Raw genomic sequence first — 21,992 nt, 5'->3', positions numbered from 1 at the left:
CGGCCCGCCTGTACAAGGCGGGCCGACCTCTTGCTAGACTCCGCCCCTCTTCGCCCGCCTAGAGCCTGTCGCATCACGCCATGAGTCGCTATCGCCCCCCACGTTCTGCCGGCACCCCGCTGATCACCCCCGAAGGCGAAGCCCGCCTGCGCGCCGAACTGCACGAGCTCTGGCACGTGAAGCGCCCCAAGGTCACCCAATCGGTGAGCGAGGCCGCCGCCCAGGGCGACCGTTCGGAAAACGCCGAGTACACCTACGGCAAGAAGATGCTGCGGGAGATCGACAGCCGCGTGCGCTTCCTCACCAAGCGCCTGGAAAGCCTCAAGGTGGTCAGCGAACGCCCGTCCGACCCGAACAAGGTCTACTTCGGCGCCTGGGTGACCCTGGAAGATGATGAGGGCGAACAGTCGCGCTACCGCATCGTCGGCCCCGACGAACTCGACCTGAAGCAGCACCACATCAGCATCGACTCGCCCCTGGCCCGCGCCCTGGTGGGCAAGGCGCTGGATGCCGAGGTGCTGGTGCACACCCCGACGGGCGAGAAGAGCTGGTACGTGGTGGAGATCGAATACCCCTGAAGCCCCGCGCCTCAGCGCAGGGTGATCAGCCCCTGGCGCGAAACGCGCACCAGCTCGCGGACCATCAGCGCCACCTCGTTACGGGGGGGCGCCTGCACCACGGCCATATCGAAGCTGTCAGCGGCATAGCGCTGCAACGACGCGGCATCGAGGGCGAACTGGATAAGCAGGTTGCGTGGCCCGGCCCAACGCTTCGGCCAGCCGTCGAGATAACGCAGCATGGTCGGCTGGTGGGGGCCGCTGAGAAGAACCCTGGGGTTGCGCAAAACCAGGCCCGTGGTGATGGGGGCCAGGCGAATGAGCGGTTGGGGACAGGTCATGGTGTCATGTCTCCGCCTCGTTGATCCCGCTGGGCAGCGGTGAGAGGCGACACCGAACCAGCGCTTTAGCGGTATTTCGAGATGGATTCCATCTCCGCGCCCCGCAAGTAGCTGTCTTAAATCGGCGCATGGGTCGGCATCCTAGAGAAGCCTCCGCAATACTGTCAATACGACCAAGACGTCGTCCTGGAGCCTTCGCGACCATGTCCACACCTCCCTTGCGCCTGTTCTTCGCCCTGCCCTGTCCCGAGCCGTTGGCAACGAGCATAGCCCTGTGGCGAGAAGCCGCTCGCTGCGAAGGCAAAGCCGTGGCCACCCGCAACCTGCACCTGACCCTCGCCTTCCTCGGCCAGCAGCCACGCGGCTGCGTCGCCGAACTGAAGGCCATCGCCGAAAACCTGGCGGGCGAGCCCTTCACCCTGCGCCTCGACCAGTTGCGCTGCTGGCACAACGGCCTGCTGCACCTGGCACCCGACCACCCGCCGCCGGCGCTCCTGGCCCTGGCCGCCAACCTGCAGGATGGGCTGCGCGCAGCGGGCTTCGCCATCGAACGGCGGCCCTTCCACCCGCACCTGACCCTGGCTCGACACTGCCCACACCTGCCCGGCGCAGCGGCCCCAACCTTCGATTGGCCTGTGAACCAGTTCGCTCTCTTCGCCTCGGAAAATACGGCCTCGGGCGCCCATTACCGCGCCCTCGGGAACTGGCCGCTGCTGCCCCAGGACTCAAACGAGCGTTTCACTCAGTAACAGGGAAACGCCCGCCAACTTTCGGTGAACGGCTGTAAACAACGGTGAAACACCCAGCCCAGACAGGGCGCCGCGCGAACGGCGCCCCTGGCATGGTTCCTGCCCCGTGCTCGTCAGCTGTTGTACGCGTCCGGGATGGGCGCGGCGGCTTTGCAGGGAGGCACCCACTGCCTGTTCCACCATCACCGAGAGCAACCAATGAACAACAACAAGATCCTGCTCGCCCTCGCCCTGGGAGTCGGCCTCGCCGCCTCCGGCGAAGCCCTTGCCGCCACCGGCTACACCCAGACCAAGTACCCCGTGGTCCTCGCCCACGGCATGCTTGGCTTCGATAGCATCCTCGGCATCGACTACTGGTATGGAATCCCCTCGGCATTGCGTCGTGATGGCGCCTCGGTCTACGTCACAGAAGTCAGCCAGCTGAACACCTCGGAAGCCCGCGGCGAAGAGTTGCTGGAACAGGTCGAGGAAATCGTCGCCATCAGCGGCAAACGCAAGGTGAACCTGATCGGCCACAGCCACGGCGGCCCGACCATCCGCTACGTGGCCGGCGTGCGCCCGGACCTGGTCGCCTCCGCCACCAGCGTCGGCGGCCCGCACAAGGGCTCGGCCACCGCCGACTTCCTGCGCCAGATCCCGCCCGGCTCCGCTAGCGAAGCGATCGTCGCCGGCATCGTCAACGGCCTCGGTTCGCTGATCAACTTCCTCTCCGGCAGCAAGAGCACCCTGCCGCAGAACGGCCTTGGCTCGCTGGAATCGCTCAACAGCCAGGGCGCCGCCCGGTTCAACGCCAAGTTCCCCCAGGGCATTCCCACCAGCGCCTGTGGCGAGGGCGCCTACCAGGTCAATGGCGTGCGCTACTACTCCTGGAGCGGCACCAGCCCGCTGACCAACGTGCTCGACATCAGCGACGTGCTGCTCGGCGCCACCGCCCTCACCTTCAAGGGCGAAGCCACCGACGGCCTGGTCGGCCGCTGCAGCTCCCACCTGGGCAAGGTGGTGCGTGACAACTACCGGATGAACCACCTCGACGAGGTCAACCAGACCTTCGGCCTCACCAGCCTGTTCGAGACCGACCCGGTGACCGTCTACCGCCAGCACGCCAACCGCCTGAAGAACGACGGCCTCTAAGCCGCCCCGGCGGGGCCTGCGGGCCCCGCCTCCTGCCGACCTGCGAGCGACCACCGTGAAAAGAGTCCTGCTGTCCCTGCCCCTGGTCTTCGCCGGCTGCCTGGCCGCGATCCTCTACCTGCAATCCGCCTCCGATGGCAACGCCCACCGTGCACCGGGCGGTGCCGAGCAGCTCGCCCGTGATGAGCCCATCGTCATCGCCGATGCCCCAACGTCCGCCGACAACCTGCCGCCTGCCCTGCCGGCGCAAGTACCCGCCCTGCCCGCCTCCTTCGCCGGTACCCAGGTCGATGGGCGCTTCCAGCTGGATGCGAGCGGCAACCTGCTGATCACCGAAGACATCCGCCGCATCTTCGACTACTTCCTCAGCGCCATAGGCGAAGAGCCCATCGGCATCTCCATCCAGCGTCTGCGCGGCTACATCACCGCCCAGTTGCAGGAGCCGGCCGAAGGCCAGGCCCTGGCGCTGCTGGAGCAATACCTGGACTACAAGCGGCAACTGGTGCAACTGGAGAAGGACCTGCCGCAACTGGCGGACCTCGACGCCATGCGCCAGCGCGAAGCCGCGGTGAACGCCCTGCGTGCCCGCCTGTTCAGCGCCGAGGTGCACCAGGTGTTCTTCGCCAGCGAGGAAACCTACAACCGCTTCACCCTCGAACGCCTGGCCATCGTCCATGACGCGGCCCTCGACGACGCCGCCAAGGCCGCCGCCGTCGACCGCCTGCGCCAGGGCCTGCCCGAAGAACTGCAGGACAGCGTGCTGCCGCAGCTGCAGGCCGAGCTGCATGTCCAGACCGAGCAATTGCAGGCCAAGGGCGCCACCCCCGCCGAGATCCGTCGCCTGCGCCAACAACTGGTCGGCGGCGAAGCCACCCAGCGCCTGGAAGCACTGGACCAGCAGCGCCAGGCTTGGAAGCAGCGGATCGGCGCCTTCCAGGCGGAGAAGGCACGCATCGAAGCCAACCAGGGGCTCAGCGACGGCGACCGCCGCGCCGCCATCCAGCGTCTGGCCGAGGAGAAGTTCGACGAACGCGAGCGCCAGCGCCTGGATGCCGCCCTGGAACTGGCCGCCGCCCGCGCGCAGCAGCCCTGAAATGCAGAAGGCCCGCACAGGGCGGGCCTTCTTCGAGTTCGCAGCGGGTTACTGGCTGAACGTGCGGTCCAGGGAGAAGCGGCCGGCGCCTTCGATCAGCAGGGTGCCGGAGATCAGGGCGAGGATCAGCGCGTACTCATAACCACCGTTGGTGATGAAGAAGCCGCTGGCCCAGTGCACGCTGAAGATGGCGACCACCATGGCGACGATCAGCGACGCGGCGGCAGGGCGAACCAGCAGGCCGATCACCAGGGCCAGGCCGCCGAAGAACTCGGCGCTGCCTGCCATCAGGGCCAGCAGGTAGCCAGGAGCCAGACCGATGCTTTCCATCCACTGGCCGGTGCCTTCCAGGCCATAGCCGCCGAAGAGGCCGAAGAGCTTCTGCGAACCGTGGGCGGCGAAGGTCAGGCCGGTCACCACGCGCAGCAGGGTGATGCCGATGCCGGCGTTGGTGGAGAGAAGGCGTTTGATCGGGTTGCTCATGTCGCGTTTCCTTTCGTGTGAGGAGTGTGTGGGTTCAGACGGAAGCCATCTTAGTTGATTTTTTCGATATTAAAACCGCAAAAAACGCAGCATTGAAATCGATAAAATCGATTATTTCCCTCTGCTCGCCACTTTCTTCTGCGGCTCCAGCAGATAGCGCTCGCGGTCATAGGCCAGGTAGTACTTGTTCACCGCGCTGACGTAGCTGACCACCCCCATGCCCAGTTGCTCAGCGGCGATGCGCTCCACCTGGAAGAACCACTGGTTGGGGTTCAGCCCCCGGCGCCGGGCCTCCGCGCGCAGGCTTTGCACCCGCTGCGGGCCGACGTTGTAGGCCGCCAGGGTGAAGGCCATGCGCTCGCGCTCATTGAGCTGGGCGCTGTTGAAGAAGCCCTTGCGCAGCATCGCCAGGTACTTGGCCGAAGCCTGCACGTTGTTCTCCAGCGCATGGATATTGCCCACGCCCACGGTGCGCGCCGCGCCGGGGGTGATCTGCATCAGCCCGGTGGCACCGCTGGCGCCGCGGGCGGCCGGGTTGAGGCTGGACTCCTTGAAGGCCACGGCGGCCAGGTTCAGCCAATCGAAGGCATGCTGGTCGGCGAAGCGCTGCAGCACCGGGCGCACCTTCTCCAGGCGCTGCCGGTCGGCGCGGGCCAGGGGGCTGTGCACCTTGTACAGGCGGCGGTAGACGCGCTGGAAGGTGGCGTCCTGGTCGGAAGGCGCGTTGTAGCCGGCGAGGAAGCGGTCGATGCTGGCCCGCAGCATCGGCGCGTCGCGGCGCACGAACCAGGTCATGTCGCGCTGGTTGTCCAGCACCAGGTGCTTCTCTATACGCAGCTTGGGCATCACCTTGGCCCAGCGCTCGGCAATGGGTTGCTCGACGGCAGTGAGCGGGAAGATGCCGGCCTGGACCATCTCCAGCACATCCTCCACCGCCAGACTCGAATCGACCCACTCGATGACGATGGGCGCCAGTTTGCGTTGTGCCAGTTGCTGGTTGACCCGGCGCAGGGCCTCGGCCGCCGCGCTGCCGGCGGGCAACGCGATGCTGCGCCCGGCGAGCTGCTCCAGGCGCTGGTAGCGACGGTCGCCACTGCGGCTCACCAGCAGCAGTGGCACATGACGGCGGATCGGGGCGCTGGCGCTGACCTCGCCGCCGCTGCGTGGGTCCACCAGCTCGCCGGGGGCGACCAGGTCGCCCTCGCCGCGCAGCAAGGCGGCCAGCAACTGGTCCTTGGCCCTGGGGATGATCTTCACCTCCAGCTCACGGCCGTCGCGGGCATTGCGGTTGAGGTACTGCTCGAAGGCGCGGATGCGGTGGTATTCGATGCCGATGGCTTCGCCCTTGATCTCGCCGGAGCTGTTGCGGCTCTGGTTCACCAGCACGCGCAGCACGCCGCTGCGGCGGATCTGCGCCAGGTCACGGGCCTCGCTCGGCTGCTGCCAGGCTTCCGGCGGGCCAGCCAGGCGCGCTGCAGCCGGGAACGGCAGCAGGGCGAGCAGGCACAACAGAAGCAGCAGCGGTCGGGTCATCGAATCTCCCGGTCAAGGCTGCAGGGTGCGAACCGACCGTCTGAGAGCGCAACGCCCGGACGGAATTCCGGGCGTGCGAGGGGCGCGGAGAGTGTCACAGCTCGGCCGTCGACGCCAGCCACAACGCTGTAACAACTTCAACAAACACCCCTAAGCAATTGTAAATATTGGCTTTTCTTCTATTCGACAAGCTTTGCTATTCTGCTCCGCTCGCGTCCGAGGTAGCACCATGCAACTCATCGACATTGGCGTCAATCTGACCCACTCAAGCTTTGCCGCAGCGCGTGAAGCACTGCTCGAACGCGCCTTCGCCGCCGGCGTGGCGCAACTGGTCCTCACCGGCACCAGCGTGGCCGATGCCGAAGCAGCCCTGGCCCTGGTGCGTCAGCTCGACCCCGAAGGCGGCCGCCTGTTCAGCACCGCCGGCCTGCACCCCCACGAAGCCAGCCAGTGGAACGCCGACAGCGCCCGCCACCTGCGCGCCCTGCTGGCCGAGCCGGAAGTACGCGCCGTGGGTGAATGCGGCCTGGACTTCAACCGCGACTTCTCCCCGCGTCCGCAGCAGGAAAAGGCCCTGGAAGAGCAACTGGCCCTGGCCGTCGAAATGGGCCTGCCGGTGTTCCTCCACGAGCGCGACGCCAATGAGCGCCTGCTGGCCATCCTCAAGCAGTTCCGCGACCGTCTGCCGGCGGCCGTGGTGCACTGCTTCACCGGCGAGCAGCGCGCCCTCTTCTCCTACCTCGACCTGGACCTGCACATCGGCATCACCGGCTGGATCTGCGACGAGCGCCGGGGCACCCACCTGCACCCGCTGGTGCGCGAGATTCCCCAGGGCCGGCTGATGCTGGAGAGCGACGCGCCCTACCTGCTGCCACGCAGCCTGCGACCGAAACCCAAGAGCGGGCGCAACGAGCCGGCCTTCCTGCCCGAAGTGCTGATGGAAGTGGCCCGTCACCGCGGTGAAACACCCGAACAACTGGCCGCACACACCACCGCGTGTGCACGCGCATTTTTCGGGCTACCGAACATCGCCTAACCTGTTCCTGTAAAGAGGCGGATTGATACGGATCAACGATCAGGTCACAGTGCTGCGAAACAATGCTGGCACCTTGCCTAGCCTCCGAGAAAAAAGAACAGAACATGGGTAACTGGATGCGCGATCTCTCCCTGAAGTACAAGTTCTGGGCGGTCAACGCCGTCGCCTTCATCACCACACTGCTACTGGTGCTGCACGCCATCAGCCTCGAGCGTGACGCCCGCGTGGAAAGCGCCCGCGAGTCGGCCCAGGCCCAGGCAGCCCTGCTGCGCGCCTGGCCCGCCGGGCAGGCCCTGCCCAGCGGCAACGGCGTGGTCCGCTTCACCGCCGGCAGCGCGCCGCAGGTGCAGGGTGTCGACAGCGCCGCACTGACCCGTGCCAACGGCTGGGTCGAACTGGATCACGACGCCCTGTTCGGCAGTGACCCGGTGATCGGCGCCCAGGTGCAGGATGCCGCCGACGGCCAGCGCATCGCCGTATTGGCCCACGCCCCGAGCCTCGCCGAAGTCTTCGCCTCGCGCATGTTCAACTACGCGGTCACCGTGTTCCTGCTGATGATGGCGCTGCTGGCCTCCTCGCAACTGCTGATCCGCTTCCTCCTCAGCCACCTCAACACCCTCAAGGACGTGATGCTGCACGTGGAGAAGAGCGGCGACCTGTCCGCCCGCGTACCGCTGGACAGCCGCGACGAGGTGGGCCAGATGGCCAGCGCCTTCAATGCCATGCAGGCAGGCTTCCAGCGCGTGGTCGGCACCGTCGCCCAGGTCACCGAACGCCTCGACGAAGGGGCCGCGCGCCTGGCCTCGAGCATGGGCGAAGTGCGCCAGGGCATGCTCGGCCAGCAGAGCGAGACCGACCAGGCCGCCACCGCCATCAACGAGATGTCCGCCACCGTCCACCACATCGCCCAGCACGCCGCCGACACCCGCGACCAGTCGCAGACCGCCGACCAGCTCGCCGGCGCCGGCCAGAGCGTGGTCAGCCGCGTCGGTGAGTCCATCGCCGGGCTTTCCAGCGGCGTGCAGCAGACCGCCGAGATGATCGAGAAGCTGGCCGAAGACAGCCAGAAGATCAGCAGCGTGGTCAGCGTCATCCACGGCATCGCCGAGCAGACCAACCTCCTCGCCCTCAACGCCGCCATCGAGGCCGCCCGCGCCGGTGAAATGGGCCGTGGCTTCGCCGTGGTGGCCGACGAGGTGCGCAACCTCGCCAAGCGCGTCCAGGACAGCACCGACGAAATCACCAGCATGATCCTCGCCCTGCAATCCGGCACTCGCGACGCCGTGGAATTCATGCAGGAAAGCTCGTTCAAGGCCGACAGCTGCGTGCAGCAGGCCCATGAAGCCGGCGAAGCCCTGGCCGCCATCACCGGCGCCGTGGCGCAGATGCGCCAGAGCAACACGCAGATCGCCGTGGCGGCGGAGCAGCAAAGCCATGTGGCCGAGGAAATGACCCGTGCCGTGGTCGGCATCCGCGACGTCACCGAACTCACCGTCAGCCAGACCGTTGGCTCAGCCTCCACCAGCGCCGAGCTGGCCAACCTCGCCAGCGAACTGTCTCGCGCCATCCGCCAGCTCAAGCTCTGAGCGGACTATCCCGCCCATAGTCAGAACCCATTCGCCGGCCCTCCCGGGGCCGGCCTAGACTTGCCCGCAATCCTTCAAGGAATCCGCACCATGGGCAAACGTCACCCCAACCTCCGCACCTGGCAGTGGAAGACCTACGCCAGGAACCACCGCAACCCCACCAACCTGGTGCTGCACCTGCTGGCCGTGCCGCTGTTCATCGTCGCCACCCTGGTGCTGCTCAACGGCCTGTTCACCTGGCGCTTCCTGCCTGTCGTCCTCGGGGTGATCGGCCTGGCTGCCTCCCTGGGCCTGCAATCCCACGGGCACCGGCTGGAAGCGGAAGCCCCCGAGCCCTTCCAGGACCGCAAGGACGCCGTGGGCCGCCTGCTGACCGAACAGTTCGTCACCTTCCCGCGTTTCCTGTTCAGCGGCGCCTGGTGGCGCAACTGGCGCAACCGCCCCTGACACCACGCCATTGCCAGCAAAGCGCCATTACTTTCGTCGGAAAGGCTCAAGCTGGCCGCAAAAATGACGATATGCTGACACCACGCTGTATGAGGGACGTCGCATGCCGTCAAAGCGACAGATACTTGTCACCATTTTTCTGACTTTCGTCCTCTACTCCCTCGCTCAGGGCGAGCAGTCCAGCTATCCCCTGGATATCCCCGCCCTGCGCCTGCACCTGCCCGGTGCCAGCCCCCTGGTGTTCACCCTGCGCGACCTCCAGGCGATGCCCGGCGTCAACCTGCGCGCACGCGGCCCCAGCGACGACAAGGTCTCCGACTGGTACGGCGTGCCCCTGAGCCAGTTCCTCCAGCAGCTTCCGGCCAACCTGCAGCACCCCGCCGAACTGCACCTGCGCGCCCTCAACGACTACTCGGTGGTGATCCCCGCCAGCGACATCGAGCGCTACCAGCCGGTGATCGCCTATTCCCGCGACGGCCAGCCCATGGCGGTGGAAGCCTACGGCCCGCTCTTCCTCATGTACCCCTTCAACGCCCACGCCGAGTTGCGCGTGCAGAAGTACTACAACCGTGCCATCTGGCAACTGAGTGATATCTACATCGAGTAGCGACCATGCCCGACAGTTTTGCCGACAGTATTTCCCTGCCGCGCAAGCGGCTGGTGATGGCGGTCCTCCTGGTCATCATGCTGGTCATGGCGATCACCGCCGGTGGCTCGCTATGGCTGGTGGTCAACGAAGCACGGCAGCTCGGCCGCCCCGGCTCCCACGGCGAGCTGTGGCAGGTCTACCAGATCCGCAACGGCATGGACCGCCTGGTCGAGGAAGCGCAACGCATCGAGCAAGGGCACAGCAGCGCCACCCAGCTGGTGGTGCGCCTCGGCGTGCTGCGCAGCCTGTCCCGGCCCATCGAAGGCCATCATCTGTTCGACTTCCTGCCTAGCGCGCGCCCGGAGAACACCCGCACCCTGCAGCGCGTGGCCGAACTCAGCCAGCGCTGGCTGAGCCGCGTCGACTGGAACGACCAGGCCTCTGCACGCGCCACCAGCGCCGAGATCCTCCAGGAACTGCCGCCGCTGCAACACGCCATGCACGAGGTGATGGTGGCGGCCAACATCTCCCTCACCAATGAGCTGGACGAAGAGCGCCAGCGCCTCTACGGCTACTTCAGCAAGCTCGCCTGGGCCCTGTTCGGGCTGCTGCTGGGCGGGGCCCTGCTGGTCACCCATCTGATCTACAGCTTCCGCGAGGCCCGCCGGCTGAGCGAAAGCCTGGGCGAGCTCGCCCACACCCTGGAAAGCCGTGTCGAGGCCCGCACGCTCGCCCTCAGCGAAGGCCGCGAACTGCTCAAGCACATCCTCGAAGCCAGCCCCAGCGACGTCGCCCTGATCGGCGCCGAGTCCGGCAAGGTGCACTTCGTCAACCAGCGCCTGATCGTCCGCCAGGGGCTGCAGCGGGGCTCGCTGTTCTCCCTGGATCGGCTGTTCGCCGCCGAGTCCGAGGCCCATCGCTTCCGCGCCGCCCTCGAAGAGCGCCGCCAGATCGACGACTGGGAAGCCCTGCTGGGCAAGGCGGCGCCCTACTGGGGCGTGGTCTTCGGCCGTATCGTCGAGCTCGAGGGCGAGCCTGCGCACCTGGTCTGGAGCTACGACATCAGCCTGCGCAAGCGCATGGAACACGAACTGCTGACCCTGGCCACCACCGACGGCCTTACCGGCCTCGACAACCGCCGCGCCTTCATGCAGCGCGCCGAAGACATGCTGCGCCAGGCCGAACGCTTCGGGCACCCGTGCTCGGTGCTGATGATGGACATCGACCACTTCAAGGCGGTCAACGACGGCCACGGCCACGCCATCGGCGACGACGCGCTGCGCGCCACCGCACGGGTGATGCGCGACTGCCTGCGTGGCGTGGACGTACTCGGGCGCCTGGGGGGCGAAGAGTTCGCGGCGATCCTGCCGGAAACGGGAGACGGCAAGGCCGCGCTGGTGGCCGAGCGCCTGCGCGCCGGCATCGAAGCCCTGCGCGTGGACTTGCCCAGCGGTGATGTACTGCGGATCACCCTGAGCCTGGGCATCGCCGAGAAACGCCCCGGCGAAAGCCTCGAATCGCTGCTCGGCCGCGCCGATGCGGCGCTCTATGGGGCCAAGCAGGCCGGGCGCAACCGCGTGGAAGTCGCGCCCGTCTGAAGGCTCAACCGAAGACGGTGACCGTCTGCCGGCTCAGCGCCACCAGCTCGCCGGAGGGTGTCCACAGGCGGGCCGAGACATGGCCGTAGCCATCACGGGCGTGTTCGATCTCGGCGCGGTACAGGCACCACTCCAGGGTGCCCACGGCCGGCAATGGCTGCACGAACTCGATGGTCCAGGTCAGCGAGCTGCCCGGCACCGGGCTGCGCAGGTGCGGCAGCACCGCCGGCGGCCAGGCATCCACCAGTGCCAGCAGGTGCGCCACCTCGACGGGCTCGTCTTCCACATCACCACGGAAACGCACCCAGCCGCCCATTTCACGGGCCGGGTTGTTGGTGAACGGCATGCTGCCGATGCCCCAGCGCATGGCCAGGAAGCGTGTGAACTCCGGCGTCACGCCGCGCAGGAAGGGCAACTCCTGGCATTCCTCCGCCGGCTTGATCACCGGCGCCGGCTCGGCCGCCACATCGATCGCCGACTCCCGCGAGGCGCCGAAGCTGCCCTGCACCACAGCCACGGTCTGGCCGTTCTGCACCGCGCGGCAGAACATCTGGCTCACCGCCTTGCCCTCGCGCAGCACCTCGGCCTCGAAGCTGGCCGGCACCTCGGCTTCCATCGGTCCGACGAAGGTGATCGCCAGCGAGCGCACCGGGCGCCCGTCGCTCACCTTGGCGCTCATCGCCTCATAGGCCAGCGCGGCCACCAGGCCACCGAAGCTGGCTCGCCCCTGAGCCCAGGCGCTGGGCACCACCACCGCTGCGGGGTTGCTGCGCACCGCCTGGATCAACTGGGAAAACTTCATGCTCAACTCACCCGCTGAAATCGAAAGTGGGGGGATGTTAGGGGATTGCCCCGGCGCTAGAAAGCCAACCTTCAAGCGGGTAGCGACAACGGGGAGGGGAAAAATGCCAGGCCATCAGGCGCGCTGATGGCCCCTTCGGGATCGCACGCCCACCGTAGGATGGGAAGAGCGAAGCGAATCCCATCAATGGGAGCCTCGCGGAACACCCACCGCCGGGCGGGTGAACCCACGAAACAACCCTGCACGGCATCGTCGGGTTGCACCCGACCTACATCGGAATCGACGGCGAGGCAGGATCAGCCCAGGCTCGCCTGCAACTTCTCCAGCACCCGGTCCGAACGCACTTCGGCACCGTGCATGGCCACGCTCCAGGCCTTCACCCGGGGCGCGAGGTCGGGCTCACGCTCGGCGATCAGCAGCCACTGCAGGCGATCGTGCCATTTGCCCAGGGCGGTCTGTGCCCCCTTGAGCAGGCGCCGGGCCTTGGTGGAGGCCTGCACCTGCCCAGGGAAGGCATCGCCGCCGTAGCGCACGCGCTTGATCAGCAGGCGCACGCGATGACGGTCATGGGCCGGATCGGCCAGGGCCTGCTCCAGGCGCTTCCAATCCTTGGCCAGGCGCTTGCGCACGGCCTTGCGCGGCTTCACCAGCAGCCCTTCGCGATGGGAAATGCGCAGCAACTGCGGCCAGGCATCCAGCACCCGGAACAGTTGCGCCAGGGCCGGCGCTGCCAGCAACGCGGTGTAGCCCGCGCGCACCCGCTGGCGGCGCAACTCGGCCAGTTGCACCAGGCCGTGGCTTTCCAGCTCGACGACCAGCACCTCCAGGTCACGCAGCGGCGTACTCAGCGCCCCCACCTCGTGGGCGGCGGCATCGAGCACGTCGGCAGCGGGCAGGTCGCGCAGGGGCCGCAGCAGGCTGCGCAGGCGACGGATGTTGATGCGCAGGTCGTGCAGCGCCTCGCCATCGGTGTCGGCCTCAAGGCGTGCGCGGCAGGACAGCAGCTTGATTTCGAGGGTCAGGACCTGGGCGATCAGGTCGTCGAGCATGGCGGGCATGGAACGATCATCCGAGAGAGCGGGCGCGCTCCGATCAGCGCTCCACGCGGGTAAGACGCCAGGGCAGGGCCCTGCGCAAGGCCTTCAATGCCTGCGCGAGCTCTGCCGGTGGCAAAGGCTCGCCAGCATACCGCAGCGCCTCGTAGCGGCGGGCGAATTCCTCGATCAGTGGCGCCTGCGCCGGCAACGCGAGGGCCGCCCTGGCCGCATAGTCGCGCGGGCCTTCGCCCTTGCCACGACGCACGCCCTGGCGACCCAGGGCCCGCTCGAAGCCCTGGAACAGGCGCAGCTGCGGGTCACGCTCGCGGCGCCAGGGCTTGAACATGAACAACGCCACCAGGCCCACCAGGATGCCGCCACCGCCCACCAGCAACAGGGCGAAGGTGCGGGCGTCGAGTGAACCGAACCAGCGTTGCAGCACCTGCATCTGCAACTCGCCCTGGTAGCCCAAGACCCAGCGCTGCCAGCCGTAGTTGAGCTGGTCCCAGGCCAGGCGCAGCTGGTTCACCCAGCCCACCTGGCGGTAGCGCAGCGGCGAGAAGGGCGAGTTCTCGAGGAAGCTCTGCTCCTGGGCCACCGCTTCCTCCAGCCCCTGCTCGATGCGGTTGGGCGCCACCTGGAAGGTCGGGTCGACGCTGGTCCAGCCCTTCTCCGGCGTCCAGTACTCGACCCAGGCGTGGGCGTCGAACTGGCGCACCGCCACGTAGTTGCCCGCCGGGTTGATCTCACCGCCCTGGTAGCCGGCCACCACCCGCGCCGGCACCCCGGCCGAACGCAGAACGAAGGTCATGGCCCCGGCGTAGTGGGCGCAGAAGCCCCGGCGGCTGTCGAAGAGGAACTCGTCCACGCTGTTCGCCCCGTCCGGCGGCGGCTTCAGCGTGTAGACGTAGGGCTCGCGGTTGAAATGCTGCAGCAGCGCCTGCACCAGGTCCTCCGTCACCGGGTGCCGGGCCTTGAGCTCGGCGGCCCAGGCGCGGCTGCGCGGGTCGCCCTGCTCGGGCAACTGCAGGGTGCGCCGGCGTACGCGGTCGTCGAGCGCCGGGTCACGCAGCGCGTCCGGCCAGGAGGTCACCCGGTACAGCAACGAGCGGTCCACGGGGCGCCGCCGCTGCAGGTGGAAGTCGATCATCTGCCGGGTGTCTTCGAGGCTGGTCTCGCCCACGTCCAGGGCGAACAGCCAGGGCCGCGCGCTGGGCTGCATCACCACGCTGTAGTCCAGCGGCTCGCCGCGCTTCTCCCACTGTGCCGGGGTGTTGAACTGGCTGGCTTCGGACTGCGACCAGCGGCGGCCATCGAAACGCTCCAGGGTCAGCGCACGCCAGTACAGCTCACGACGCGGCGGCGGTGGCCCGTCGAAGGAGGCGCGGAAGGCCAGCTCGGCGGACTGGCTGAGCTCGGCGATATCGGCCGGCGCCATGCTGTCGGAAAGCCCGGTCACACCCTTGTCGCTGGGCAGTGGCAGCGACCACAGCGGCCCCATGCGCGGGAAGAACAGGAACAAGAGCAGCATCAGCGGCAGTGCCTGGGCCAGCAGGGTCGCCGCCAGGCGCAGGGTGGCCAGCGGGCGCGCGGCGAAGGCGCTCTGCTGCAGGCCGATCAACGAGGCCAGCAAGGCGGTCACCGGCAACAGGCTGTAGACGGCGGCGAGCATGCCATCGTCGAACAGGTAGGCGGTCACCACGGTGAAGAAGCCGAGGAAGATCAGCACCAGCGCATCGCGCCGGGTGCGCATCTCCACCAGTTTGAGAATGAAGGCCGCCACCAGCAGCACCACGCCGGCGTCCAGGCCGATCAGGCTGCCCCGGGACAGCAGCACCCCCGCACCAGCGCCGGCCATCATCAGCACCTTGGCCAGGCCGCTGGGGTAGCGCGCGCGCATGCGGAACACCTGCACCCGCCAGCCGGCGCACACCAGCCACAGGCCGATGATCCACAGCGGCAGGTGGAACAGGTGCGGCAGGATCACCAATACCTGGGCCACCAGCAGCCAGGTCAGGGCGATGCGCGGGATCGGCTGCACCGTACTCATCGCGCCACCCCATAGAGGGCCAGCGCGCGCAGGCAGGCATCGCGGTGCGGCTCACCGACGTCCGGGCGCAGCTCCTGGCCGCCCAGGCGCAGGCCGAAGGGCTGGCCGCGCTCGGTGAAGGTCAGCACCCAGTGGCAGAGCAACGACAGCCGGCTTTCCAGCTCGCCTTCCAGGCCCTCCAGGTCGAGCCACAGGTCGGCACCGGCGAGGGCGGCGAAATCCTTGATGAACAGGCCCTGGCCCCGGGAATAGGCCTTCCAGTGCAGGCGCCGCCGCGAGTCGCCGGGCTGGTAGGGCTTGAGCCCCTGGTAGTCGTCTGCACCACGGCCGAGCACGCGTACGCCCTCCTCCTCGTCGTCCCGGCGGCCACCGGTGCCCATGGGCAGGTCGCCGGGCAGCGGGCGCGGGTAGACCAGTGCCGCCTGGTCCAGGTCCACCCAGCTCCAGGCCACCAGCAAGCCGAGGGGGAAGCGGCTCTCCACCCGCAGGCGCCCCGGGCGTAACCAGCCACGGCGCTCGGCCGGCAGGTCCACCTCGCAATCGCAGGAACCGGCGGCGGGCACGTCCTGGGCCTGCAACTCGGCCGGCGGCCAGCCGAGGGCAATGGCCTGGTGGGGCTGGCGCTCGCTCTCCAGGCGCACCCGGAAGCGCGCCCGCTCGCCGACGAACACCGCCGGGGCGCCGGCGGCGCGCAAGGTCATGCCGGCGAGGTTCCGGAAGGTGTGGAGGATGGTCAGGATGAACATCGACAGCAGCAGGAAGGTCAGGCCATAGGCCAGGCTGTTCTGGTAGTTGATCGCCACCAGCAGCATCAGCACCAGGGCGATGCCGAAGGCCAGGCCGGTGCGCGTGGGGATGATGAAGATGCGCCGCTGGTTGAGGCGCACCTCGGCGGCGGGCGGAATCCGTTTCGCCAGCCAGCGGTTCCAGCGCGGCCGCACGCGCTGCCTGAGCATCAGAGCGCCGGGACTTCGCGCAGCAGCCACTGCACCAGGGCGCCGCCGCCGTGGCCGGCCGGGTCGGCCTGCTCCCGCAGGCGGTGGCCGACCACCGAAGGCAGCACGGCTTGTACGTCCTCGGGGATCACATAATCACGCCCGGCCAGCAGCGCCCAGGCACGGGCAGCAGCGAGCAGTGCCAGGCTGGCACGCGGCGACAGGCCCCAGGCGAACTGGGCGTGGGAGCGGGTCGCCTCCACCAGGCGCAGCACATAGTCCACCAGTGCATCGCTGACACGGATCTTCGGCACCTCGGCCTGGATCAGCGCCAGCTCGGCATTGTCCAGCACCGGCTCCAGGCGCGGCAGGATCTCCCGGCGCGCTTCGCCCAGCAGCAGGGCCTTCTCCGCCACACGGGCCGGGTAGCCCAGGGACAGGCGCATGAGGAAGCGGTCCAGCTGCGATTCCGGCAGGGCGAAGGTGCCGCCCTGGCTCACCGGGTTCTGCGTGGCGATGACGAAGAAGGGTTCGGGCAGCGGCCGGGTCGCGCCCTCGATGGTCACCTGGCCCTCCTCCATGGCTTCGAGCAGCGCGCTCTGGCTCTTGGGTGTGGCGCGGTTGATCTCGTCGGCCAGCACCAGCTCGGCGAACACCGGGCCGGGGTGGAAGACGAACTGGCCGGTATCCTTGTCGAACACCGAGGTACCGAGGATGTCGCCGGGCAACAGGTCGGAGGTGAACTGGATGCGCTGGAAGCTCAGCCCCAGCACCCGCGCCAGGGCATGGCTGAGAGTGGTCTTGCCCATGCCGGGCAGGTCTTCGATCAGCAGGTGACCCCGAGCCAGCAGGCAGGCCAGCGCCAGGCGCACCTGGGGCTCCTTGCCCAGCACAACCTGGTTAACGGCGTTGAGGCAGGCATCCAGTCTGGTTCGCATCGCAAGCTCCCGAAACAATGGGCCGATGCTACCGGTGGGCACGGAGATGGCAAAGCGCCCTGCAATTTTTGCTGACGAAACCGTGCGCCAGGTCCGCCCCAGCACAACGGCACGCCAGAGCGCCTGAACACCTCAAAGCCAACCGCCTGGGGACTACAAGCGGAAATGCCCCGCCATCGCCTGCAGGTCGCGGCCCAAGGAGGCCAGCTGGGTGCTGGAGCTGGCGGTTTCCTCCATGGCCATGGCGGACTGGTCGGCGATGTCGCGGATGCTGGTGACGCTGCGGTTGATCTCTTCGGCCACGGCGCTCTGCTGCTCGGCGGCGGCGGCAATCTGCTGGTTCATCTGATGGATCACCGCCACCGCCTCGGCGATGCCGCTCAAGGCCTGCTCGGTGTGATTGGCGTCCTGCACCGTCATATCCACCAGCGCCCCGCTCTCCTGCATGCGCTCCACGGATTGGCGCACGCCGTCGCGCAAGGTGGCGATCAGCCGCTCGATCTCGGCGGTGGACTGCTGGGTGCGCTTGGCCAGCGCGCGCACCTCGTCGGCCACCACGGCGAAACCACGGCCCTGGTCGCCGGCGCGCGCCGCCTCGATGGCGGCGTTCAGCGCCAGCAGGTTGGTCTGCTCGGCCACGCTCTTGATCACGTCCAGCACCGAACCGATGCTCTGGGTCTCGTGGCTCAGGTGCTCGATGCTCCGGGTCGCCGCCTCCATGGCTGCGGCCAGCTGGTTGATGCGCCCCAGGGTCTGGCGCACCACTTCGCTGCCATTGCTGACCTTGCTGTCCGCGCTCTGGGTGGAGGCCGCGGCCGCCTCGGCGTTGCGCGCGACTTCGTGGACGGTGGCGGTCATCTCGCTCATGGCGGTGGCCACCTGGTCGGTCTCCAGCTTCTGACCGTTGACGCCGACCCGGGTCTGCTCGGTGACCGAGGACAGCGCCTGGGCCGAGGAAGAAATCTGCATCACCCCGCCCTGCAGCCGGCCGACCATGTCACGCAGGTTGGCCGACATGCCGCGCATGGCCTCCAGCAGCTGGCCCACTTCGTCGCTGCGGTCCACCTCGATCTCGACGCTGAGATCGCCGGCGGAAATCTGCCGCGCCACCGCGATCACCCGTTGCAGCGGGCGCACGATCAGCAGGGCGATCAGCACCGTGGCCGCCAGGCCGATGACCAGGGCCAGGGCGCTGGCCATGAGGATCAGCAGCGAGCTGGCCTTCTGCTGGGCGAGCATCGCCTCCTTCTGCAGCGCGGAAGCCTGATCGACGGCCTGGACGATCACCTCGGCGGCGCCGACCAGCGCCTGGTACTCCACCTTCTGCTGGCGCAGGTGGCCGGTGTATTCCTTGAGGCGCTCGTTGAACGAATCGATATTGCCGATCACCTCGGTGAGCACTGCGGCGTAGCCCGGGTCCTTCATGCTCTCGCGCAGCTCGCCGGCGAGCTTCTGCGCATCCAGCGCCTCCTGGATGGCGCTCTCGTCGATCTCGCCGCTGCTGCGGCTCTGCTCCAGGCGCACCCGGGCCTGGTTCAGGGCCAGCAGCAGGGATTGGTAGACGCGGCTGATCTCGCCGCCCTGGGCGACCATCTCGGCACCTTCCGCGCCCTGGGAACTCTTCAGCAGGTCGACGCCGTCCTCGTTGAGGCCCGACTGCAGCACGTCGAGGCTGTTGGAGGCACTGACCACCAGCCAGTTGGCCGCCTCCAGGGACAGGCGCATGTTGTCGGTCAGTTCCACGTAGCGGTCGAAGGCCGCGCGGTAGGTGGTTACCGCCTGGTCCACCTGGCCCAGGGCCTTCCGGCTGGCATCGCCGAGGTCCGCCGCCAGCGCCTGGCCGTGCTCCTGCAGGGCCTGGGTCGCCTGGTGCAACGCCTCGGCCTGCTTGGCGTCGCCGGTCAGGGCGTAATCCTTCTCGATCAGGCGGATGCGCAGCACCTCGCCTTCCAGCGCATCGGTACGCTCCAGCAGGCTGGCGCCGGCGGCCACACCGCGCAGCGCGGAGAAGCCGGTGGCGGCCACCACGGCGGTGAGCGCCAGCACCACGCCGAAGCCCAAGGTCAGCTTCTTCGCCGTGCCGAGGCTGGCGATACCACGTTGCAGAACCGATGCCATGGGGACTCCTCCTCACCGGGTGACCAGCGGCGCGCCACGCGTCGCCGGAACAACAGCGCGAACTTAGGAGTGAGACGGTACTGGCGACAAGCCATAACCCTGCCAGGGGTCGGCCGAATGGAGGTTTTAGCTATGCGGAGGTCGCTTTCAGAGCAGGCGCCGGGGAGCCGGCGCCAGAATCCCCCCTGGGTCAGGTCGGGCGCACCAGGTTGAAGGTGTCCTGGGTGCGCACGTAGGCGCTGCCGCCCAGGCGCCCCACCAGGTCGAGCTTGTGCGGGTCGGCCCGGCCCTGCTCGTTGAGCACCGCCTCGTCGATATGGGCCAGCAGCACGCGGGCGAAGATCAGGTGGCAGTTGGGGTTCTCCCGCGGGTAGGGCTGTACCTCCACCAGCTCGCACTCGAAGGCCACCGGCACGCCCTTGACCCGGGGCGGCGCCACCCGCAGCGACGGCTCGGTGGCGATGCCGCAGGCCTCGAACTCGCTGACCTCGCTCGGCAGCTGTGCGGAGCTGGCGTTCATCGCTTCGGCGAAGGCCTGGGACACCAGCTGGATCACCAGTTGCCCGGTTTCCTGGACGTTGCGCAGGGTGTCCTTGAGGCTGCCATCGGCACGGTTGTTGACGTTCACCATAAGCGTTGGCGGCGCATCGCTGATCACCTGGAAGAAGCTGAACGGCGCCAGATTCTGGGTGCCGTCCGCCGCCTGGCTGGACACCCAGGCGATGGGGCGCGGCGTCACGGTGGAGGCCAGCCAGCGGTAGGCGTCGAGGGGGCTGAGGGTGGTGAAGTCGAGCTGCATCGGTGGCTCCGGGAAGCGGGAGGGGGATGGGCGGATTATGCCCCGTGCCCTCCCCCGCGTGGAAAGTCGGCGATCGTCTAATGGGCGCCCCCGATCACGCGACGCGCCAACAGGGCGGCCAGCAGCGGTGCCAGGGCGAACCCGGCGAACAGCCAGATCGCCGCCGACTGTGCACCGGCCACGCCACCCGGCACGCTGAGCCCGGCGGCGTTGGCCACCAGGCCGGCAAGGGCCGCACCGACGGCCATGCCATACAGCTGCACGGTGGTGATGGCGGTTGAGGCGGCGTTCTCCTCGCCGCGCGGGGCCAGTTCCAGCACCCGGGTCAGCAGGTGCGGCCAGCCGATGCCCACACCCGCGCCCACCGCCGCCAGCGCCAGGCCCACCAGCAGGGTGCGCAGCCCATAGTCCAGCTCACCGGCCAGCGGGATCAGCCCCGCCAGGGCCAGCAGGCCGACCACGCAAAGCACCGGCCCACCGCGCAACAGGCGCGCCGCATCGCCACCGCTGCGCCCTGAGGACAGCAGCGACCCCAGGCTCCAGCCGCCGGCCATGGCCGCCGTCAGGTAACCCGCCACCAGCGGTGACTGGCCATGCAGCACCTGGAGAAAATAGGGCACGAAGATTTCAGTGGTGGTACCCGCCAGCAGCAATGCCACGCAGGCGTACACGGCGCCCAGCGCGGTGGCCAGGGAAGCGCCGCCGGACGGCAGCAGGCGAACGCTGGCGCGGCGATCCCAGACCAGGGCCGCCGCGCCGAGCGCCAGCCCCAGGGCCACGCCCAGCGCCTGCAACGGCAGCAGCGGCGACAGGCTGCCCGCCGCCACCGCCAGCACCGAGGCGGCCAACAGGCCGATCTGCACGAAGGGAATTCCCGGCACCGCACCGGCCTCGGCGGCATCGGCACGCGGGCGCAGCTGCACCAGCACCAACAGCGCCTGGGCCAGCGCCACCGGCAGCAACGACCAGAAGGCCCAGCGCCAGTGCCCGGCTTCGGCGAACAGGCCACCCACGGCCGGGCCGCACAGCGTCGCCACGCCCCACATGCCGGATACCAGCGCCACGGCGCGGGGCCACAGCGGGGGCGCGAACACCACGCGGATCAAGGCATAGCTCAGGGCCGCCAGCAGGCCGCCGCCCAGCCCCTGCACCGCCCGGGCGCCGAGCATCCAGGGCATCGATTGCGCCGCCGCGCAGCCCACCGAACCCAGGGCGAACAACGCCAGCGCCGCCAGGCAGGCACCGCGCGGGCCGCCACCGGCGAGCAGGCGCGAGGCCAGTGCCGCGCCGACGATGGAGGCCACCACGAACAACGTGGTGTTCCAGGCGTACCAGTCGAGCCCGCCGATTTCGCGCACCACCGACGGCAGCACCGTGGTGACGATGTGCACGTTGATGGCGTGCAAGGCGACGCCGCCGGTGAGCGCCACCGCCATCAGGCCGTTGCGCCCGCTGAACAGTTCGCCCCAGCTGGCAGTGGGCAGGGAATCGAGGGAGGCAGTGGTGTCCATCAGGCATCTCTCCGGATTTATTTATGCAAGAAACAGCTTGGATATTAGGAGCGCAACGGCCAATTAAACAAGAAATTTCTTTGATAAAGGGGATAAGGATTGGCTATCCAGGTGTCGCTCTCAGGGCGAGCACACCGGGGTTCCCGGGCTGAAGCCCGGGCTACGGGGGGCGGAATGACCCAGGCTAGTGGGCATGACGATTCATGAACGGCCCCTGTGACAGACCCGCCCTGCGAGCGCCCACAAAAAAGCCGGGGCATGCCCCGGCTTCTGCACGGCCTGGCGAATCAGCGCCCGGCGCGGGACTCACGGATGTAGAAGCGCGCCTTGTCGGCTTTCTCGGTGCAGCCCTGGAAACCCTCGAACTGCTGCTGGGTCTTGGCGGCGGTCAGCAGGCTCAGCGCCTTGGAGTAGCTGACGGTGCCGGAGAAGCCCTCGGCCTTGGCCAGGTCGAGTTCCTTCCAGGCCGCGTCCAGCTGGTTGGCGCAGCTGTCGCGGTAAGCCGTCTTGGCGGCGCAACCTGCAAGCATGAGGACGATCAGGGGCAGGCTGATCCAGGCTTTCATGGGGGTTCTCCTCGGGATGTGAAATGGCCATGAGTCTAATGCTGGTTAAGACGGTACGGAACCGGAAAAATTCCGCGCCGTGCCCTGCTCAGC

The 21,992-nt window shown here is 68.3% G+C and carries 20 protein-coding genes and 2 pseudogenes; 9 read left to right on the top strand and 13 right to left on the bottom strand.

Features of this window, described 5'->3' with window-relative positions; genetic code table 11:
* The first annotated feature begins 80 nt into the window (after positions 1-80).
* Positions 81-578 (top strand): transcription elongation factor GreB, encoded by a 498-nt coding sequence (gene greB / locus RTW82_RS07080; RefSeq protein ID WP_263403387.1) that lies wholly within the window; start codon positions 81-83, stop codon positions 576-578.
* A gap of 11 nt (positions 579-589) precedes the next feature.
* Here the strand turns inward: greB and RTW82_RS07075 are convergent, their stop codons facing one another.
* Positions 590-898: a class I SAM-dependent methyltransferase gene (locus RTW82_RS07075; RefSeq protein ID WP_316924676.1), complete on the bottom strand. Its 309-nt coding sequence runs from the start codon at positions 896-898 to the stop codon at positions 590-592.
* 203 nt (positions 899-1,101) lie between these two features.
* Here RTW82_RS07075 and thpR point away from each other — a divergent pair, with 203 nt between their 5' ends.
* From thpR to RTW82_RS07060, 3 genes are all read left to right on the top strand, one after another.
* The gene (gene thpR / locus RTW82_RS07070) at positions 1,102-1,647 is read left to right on the top strand and encodes an RNA 2',3'-cyclic phosphodiesterase (protein ID WP_184489292.1); all 546 of its coding nucleotides are present in this window, start codon (positions 1,102-1,104) and stop codon (positions 1,645-1,647) included.
* A gap of 198 nt (positions 1,648-1,845) precedes the next feature.
* A complete protein-coding gene (locus RTW82_RS07065) occupies positions 1,846-2,778 on the top strand; it encodes a triacylglycerol lipase (protein ID WP_021220358.1) in 933 nt (310 codons plus the stop codon).
* 55 nt (positions 2,779-2,833) lie between these two features.
* Complete coding sequence (locus RTW82_RS07060; RefSeq protein WP_316924675.1) at positions 2,834-3,871, top strand: lipase secretion chaperone; 1,038 nt, start codon at positions 2,834-2,836, stop codon at positions 3,869-3,871.
* A gap of 48 nt (positions 3,872-3,919) precedes the next feature.
* Here the strand turns inward: RTW82_RS07060 and RTW82_RS07055 are convergent, their stop codons facing one another.
* Both RTW82_RS07055 and RTW82_RS07050 read right to left on the bottom strand, forming a co-directional pair.
* Positions 3,920-4,354: a DoxX family protein gene (locus tag RTW82_RS07055; protein ID WP_316924674.1), complete on the bottom strand. Its 435-nt coding sequence runs from the start codon at positions 4,352-4,354 to the stop codon at positions 3,920-3,922.
* Positions 4,355-4,465: 111 nt separating this feature from the next.
* Positions 4,466-5,887 carry a transglycosylase SLT domain-containing protein gene (locus tag RTW82_RS07050; RefSeq protein WP_316924673.1) on the bottom strand — a complete coding sequence of 474 codons (1,422 nt, stop codon included), beginning with the start codon at positions 5,885-5,887 and terminating at the stop codon, positions 4,466-4,468.
* 229 nt (positions 5,888-6,116) lie between these two features.
* Between RTW82_RS07050 and RTW82_RS07045 the strand changes: the two genes are divergently transcribed.
* The 5 genes from RTW82_RS07045 (at position 6,117) to RTW82_RS07025 (ending at position 11,143) form a co-directional block, all read left to right on the top strand.
* Entirely contained in the window at positions 6,117-6,923 is an 807-nt protein-coding gene (locus RTW82_RS07045; protein WP_316924672.1) for a TatD family hydrolase, read from the top strand.
* A 104-nt stretch (positions 6,924-7,027) separates the two neighbouring features.
* Positions 7,028-8,509 carry a methyl-accepting chemotaxis protein gene (locus RTW82_RS07040; RefSeq protein WP_316924671.1) on the top strand — a complete coding sequence of 494 codons (1,482 nt, stop codon included), beginning with the start codon at positions 7,028-7,030 and terminating at the stop codon, positions 8,507-8,509.
* Positions 8,510-8,599: 90 nt separating this feature from the next.
* Positions 8,600-8,956 (top strand): Mpo1-like protein, encoded by a 357-nt coding sequence (locus RTW82_RS07035; RefSeq protein ID WP_316924670.1) that lies wholly within the window; start codon positions 8,600-8,602, stop codon positions 8,954-8,956.
* Positions 8,957-9,059: 103 nt separating this feature from the next.
* Positions 9,060-9,563, top strand: a complete 504-nt coding sequence (locus RTW82_RS07030; RefSeq protein ID WP_316924669.1) for an oxidoreductase — start codon at positions 9,060-9,062, stop codon at positions 9,561-9,563.
* Between the two features lie 5 nt (positions 9,564-9,568).
* Positions 9,569-11,143 (top strand): GGDEF domain-containing protein, encoded by a 1,575-nt coding sequence (locus tag RTW82_RS07025; RefSeq protein ID WP_316924668.1) that lies wholly within the window; start codon positions 9,569-9,571, stop codon positions 11,141-11,143.
* Between the two features lie 4 nt (positions 11,144-11,147).
* On the opposite strand, the gene RTW82_RS07020 is transcribed toward RTW82_RS07025, so the two are convergent.
* From RTW82_RS07020 to RTW82_RS06980, 10 genes and pseudogenes are all read right to left on the bottom strand, one after another.
* Complete coding sequence (locus RTW82_RS07020) at positions 11,148-11,945, bottom strand: acyl-CoA thioesterase (protein WP_021220367.1); 798 nt, start codon at positions 11,943-11,945, stop codon at positions 11,148-11,150.
* Positions 11,946-12,241: 296 nt separating this feature from the next.
* Entirely contained in the window at positions 12,242-13,003 is a 762-nt protein-coding gene (locus RTW82_RS07015; protein ID WP_316924667.1) for a CHAD domain-containing protein, read from the bottom strand.
* 34 nt (positions 13,004-13,037) lie between these two features.
* Positions 13,038-15,032 (bottom strand): DUF3488 and transglutaminase-like domain-containing protein, encoded by a 1,995-nt coding sequence (locus RTW82_RS07010; protein ID WP_316924666.1) that lies wholly within the window; start codon positions 15,030-15,032, stop codon positions 13,038-13,040.
* Entirely contained in the window at positions 15,029-15,988 is a 960-nt protein-coding gene (locus RTW82_RS07005) for a DUF58 domain-containing protein (RefSeq protein WP_316924665.1), read from the bottom strand. The genes RTW82_RS07010 and RTW82_RS07005 overlap by 4 nt, the downstream gene beginning before the upstream one ends.
* Positions 15,988-16,905 (bottom strand): AAA family ATPase, encoded by a 918-nt coding sequence (locus RTW82_RS07000; RefSeq protein ID WP_316924664.1) that lies wholly within the window; start codon positions 16,903-16,905, stop codon positions 15,988-15,990. Before RTW82_RS07000 ends, RTW82_RS07005 begins: the two co-directional genes overlap by 1 nt.
* Before the next feature lie 153 nt (positions 16,906-17,058).
* Positions 17,059-17,568, bottom strand: a pseudogene (locus RTW82_RS31655) (methyl-accepting chemotaxis protein); the annotation flags it as partial.
* Between the two features lie 393 nt (positions 17,569-17,961).
* Positions 17,962-18,105, bottom strand: a pseudogene (locus tag RTW82_RS31650) (HAMP domain-containing protein); the annotation flags it as partial.
* Positions 18,106-19,213: 1,108 nt separating this feature from the next.
* Positions 19,214-19,822, bottom strand: coding sequence for a flavin reductase family protein (locus RTW82_RS06990; protein WP_043243263.1), 609 nt, complete (start codon positions 19,820-19,822; stop codon positions 19,214-19,216).
* 77 nt (positions 19,823-19,899) lie between these two features.
* On the bottom strand, positions 19,900-21,333 hold the full coding sequence (locus RTW82_RS06985) for an MFS transporter (protein ID WP_316924662.1): 1,434 nt from the start codon (positions 21,331-21,333) through the stop codon (positions 19,900-19,902).
* Between the two features lie 287 nt (positions 21,334-21,620).
* Positions 21,621-21,899: a hypothetical protein gene (locus RTW82_RS06980; protein WP_021220375.1), complete on the bottom strand. Its 279-nt coding sequence runs from the start codon at positions 21,897-21,899 to the stop codon at positions 21,621-21,623.
* Between the last annotated feature and the right edge of the window lie 93 nt (positions 21,900-21,992).

Origin of the sequence: Pseudomonas sp. zfem005, from assembly GCF_032621735.1 — a bacterium.
Classification (GTDB): Bacteria; Pseudomonadota; Gammaproteobacteria; order Pseudomonadales; family Pseudomonadaceae; genus Metapseudomonas; species Metapseudomonas solani.
The sequence above is the reverse complement of the archived record's forward strand: the minus strand, read 5'-3'. Positions and strand labels throughout refer to the sequence as shown.

Bases quoted from the DNA above. Each gene is read 5' to 3' on its own strand.
- greB (WP_263403387.1), top strand. From the start codon at position 81: ATGAGTCGCTATCGCCCCCCACGTTCTGCCGGCACCCCGCTGATCACC.
- RTW82_RS07075 (WP_316924676.1), bottom strand. From the start codon at position 898: ATGACCTGTCCCCAACCGCTCATTCGCCTGGCCCCCATCACCACGGGC.
- thpR (WP_184489292.1), top strand. From the start codon at position 1,102: ATGTCCACACCTCCCTTGCGCCTGTTCTTCGCCCTGCCCTGTCCCGAG.
- RTW82_RS07065 (WP_021220358.1), top strand. From the start codon at position 1,846: ATGAACAACAACAAGATCCTGCTCGCCCTCGCCCTGGGAGTCGGCCTC.
- RTW82_RS07055 (WP_316924674.1), bottom strand. From the start codon at position 4,354: ATGAGCAACCCGATCAAACGCCTTCTCTCCACCAACGCCGGCATCGGC.
- RTW82_RS07050 (WP_316924673.1), bottom strand. From the start codon at position 5,887: ATGACCCGACCGCTGCTGCTTCTGTTGTGCCTGCTCGCCCTGCTGCCG.
- RTW82_RS07045 (WP_316924672.1), top strand. From the start codon at position 6,117: ATGCAACTCATCGACATTGGCGTCAATCTGACCCACTCAAGCTTTGCC.
- RTW82_RS07040 (WP_316924671.1), top strand. From the start codon at position 7,028: ATGGGTAACTGGATGCGCGATCTCTCCCTGAAGTACAAGTTCTGGGCG.
- RTW82_RS07035 (WP_316924670.1), top strand. From the start codon at position 8,600: ATGGGCAAACGTCACCCCAACCTCCGCACCTGGCAGTGGAAGACCTAC.
- RTW82_RS07030 (WP_316924669.1), top strand. From the start codon at position 9,060: ATGCCGTCAAAGCGACAGATACTTGTCACCATTTTTCTGACTTTCGTC.
- RTW82_RS07025 (WP_316924668.1), top strand. From the start codon at position 9,569: ATGCCCGACAGTTTTGCCGACAGTATTTCCCTGCCGCGCAAGCGGCTG.
- RTW82_RS07020 (WP_021220367.1), bottom strand. From the start codon at position 11,945: ATGAAGTTTTCCCAGTTGATCCAGGCGGTGCGCAGCAACCCCGCAGCG.
- RTW82_RS07015 (WP_316924667.1), bottom strand. From the start codon at position 13,003: ATGCCCGCCATGCTCGACGACCTGATCGCCCAGGTCCTGACCCTCGAA.
- RTW82_RS07010 (WP_316924666.1), bottom strand. From the start codon at position 15,032: ATGAGTACGGTGCAGCCGATCCCGCGCATCGCCCTGACCTGGCTGCTG.
- RTW82_RS07005 (WP_316924665.1), bottom strand. From the start codon at position 15,988: ATGCTCAGGCAGCGCGTGCGGCCGCGCTGGAACCGCTGGCTGGCGAAA.
- RTW82_RS07000 (WP_316924664.1), bottom strand. From the start codon at position 16,905: ATGCGAACCAGACTGGATGCCTGCCTCAACGCCGTTAACCAGGTTGTG.
- RTW82_RS06990 (WP_043243263.1), bottom strand. From the start codon at position 19,822: ATGCAGCTCGACTTCACCACCCTCAGCCCCCTCGACGCCTACCGCTGG.
- RTW82_RS06985 (WP_316924662.1), bottom strand. From the start codon at position 21,333: ATGGACACCACTGCCTCCCTCGATTCCCTGCCCACTGCCAGCTGGGGC.
- RTW82_RS06980 (WP_021220375.1), bottom strand. From the start codon at position 21,899: ATGAAAGCCTGGATCAGCCTGCCCCTGATCGTCCTCATGCTTGCAGGT.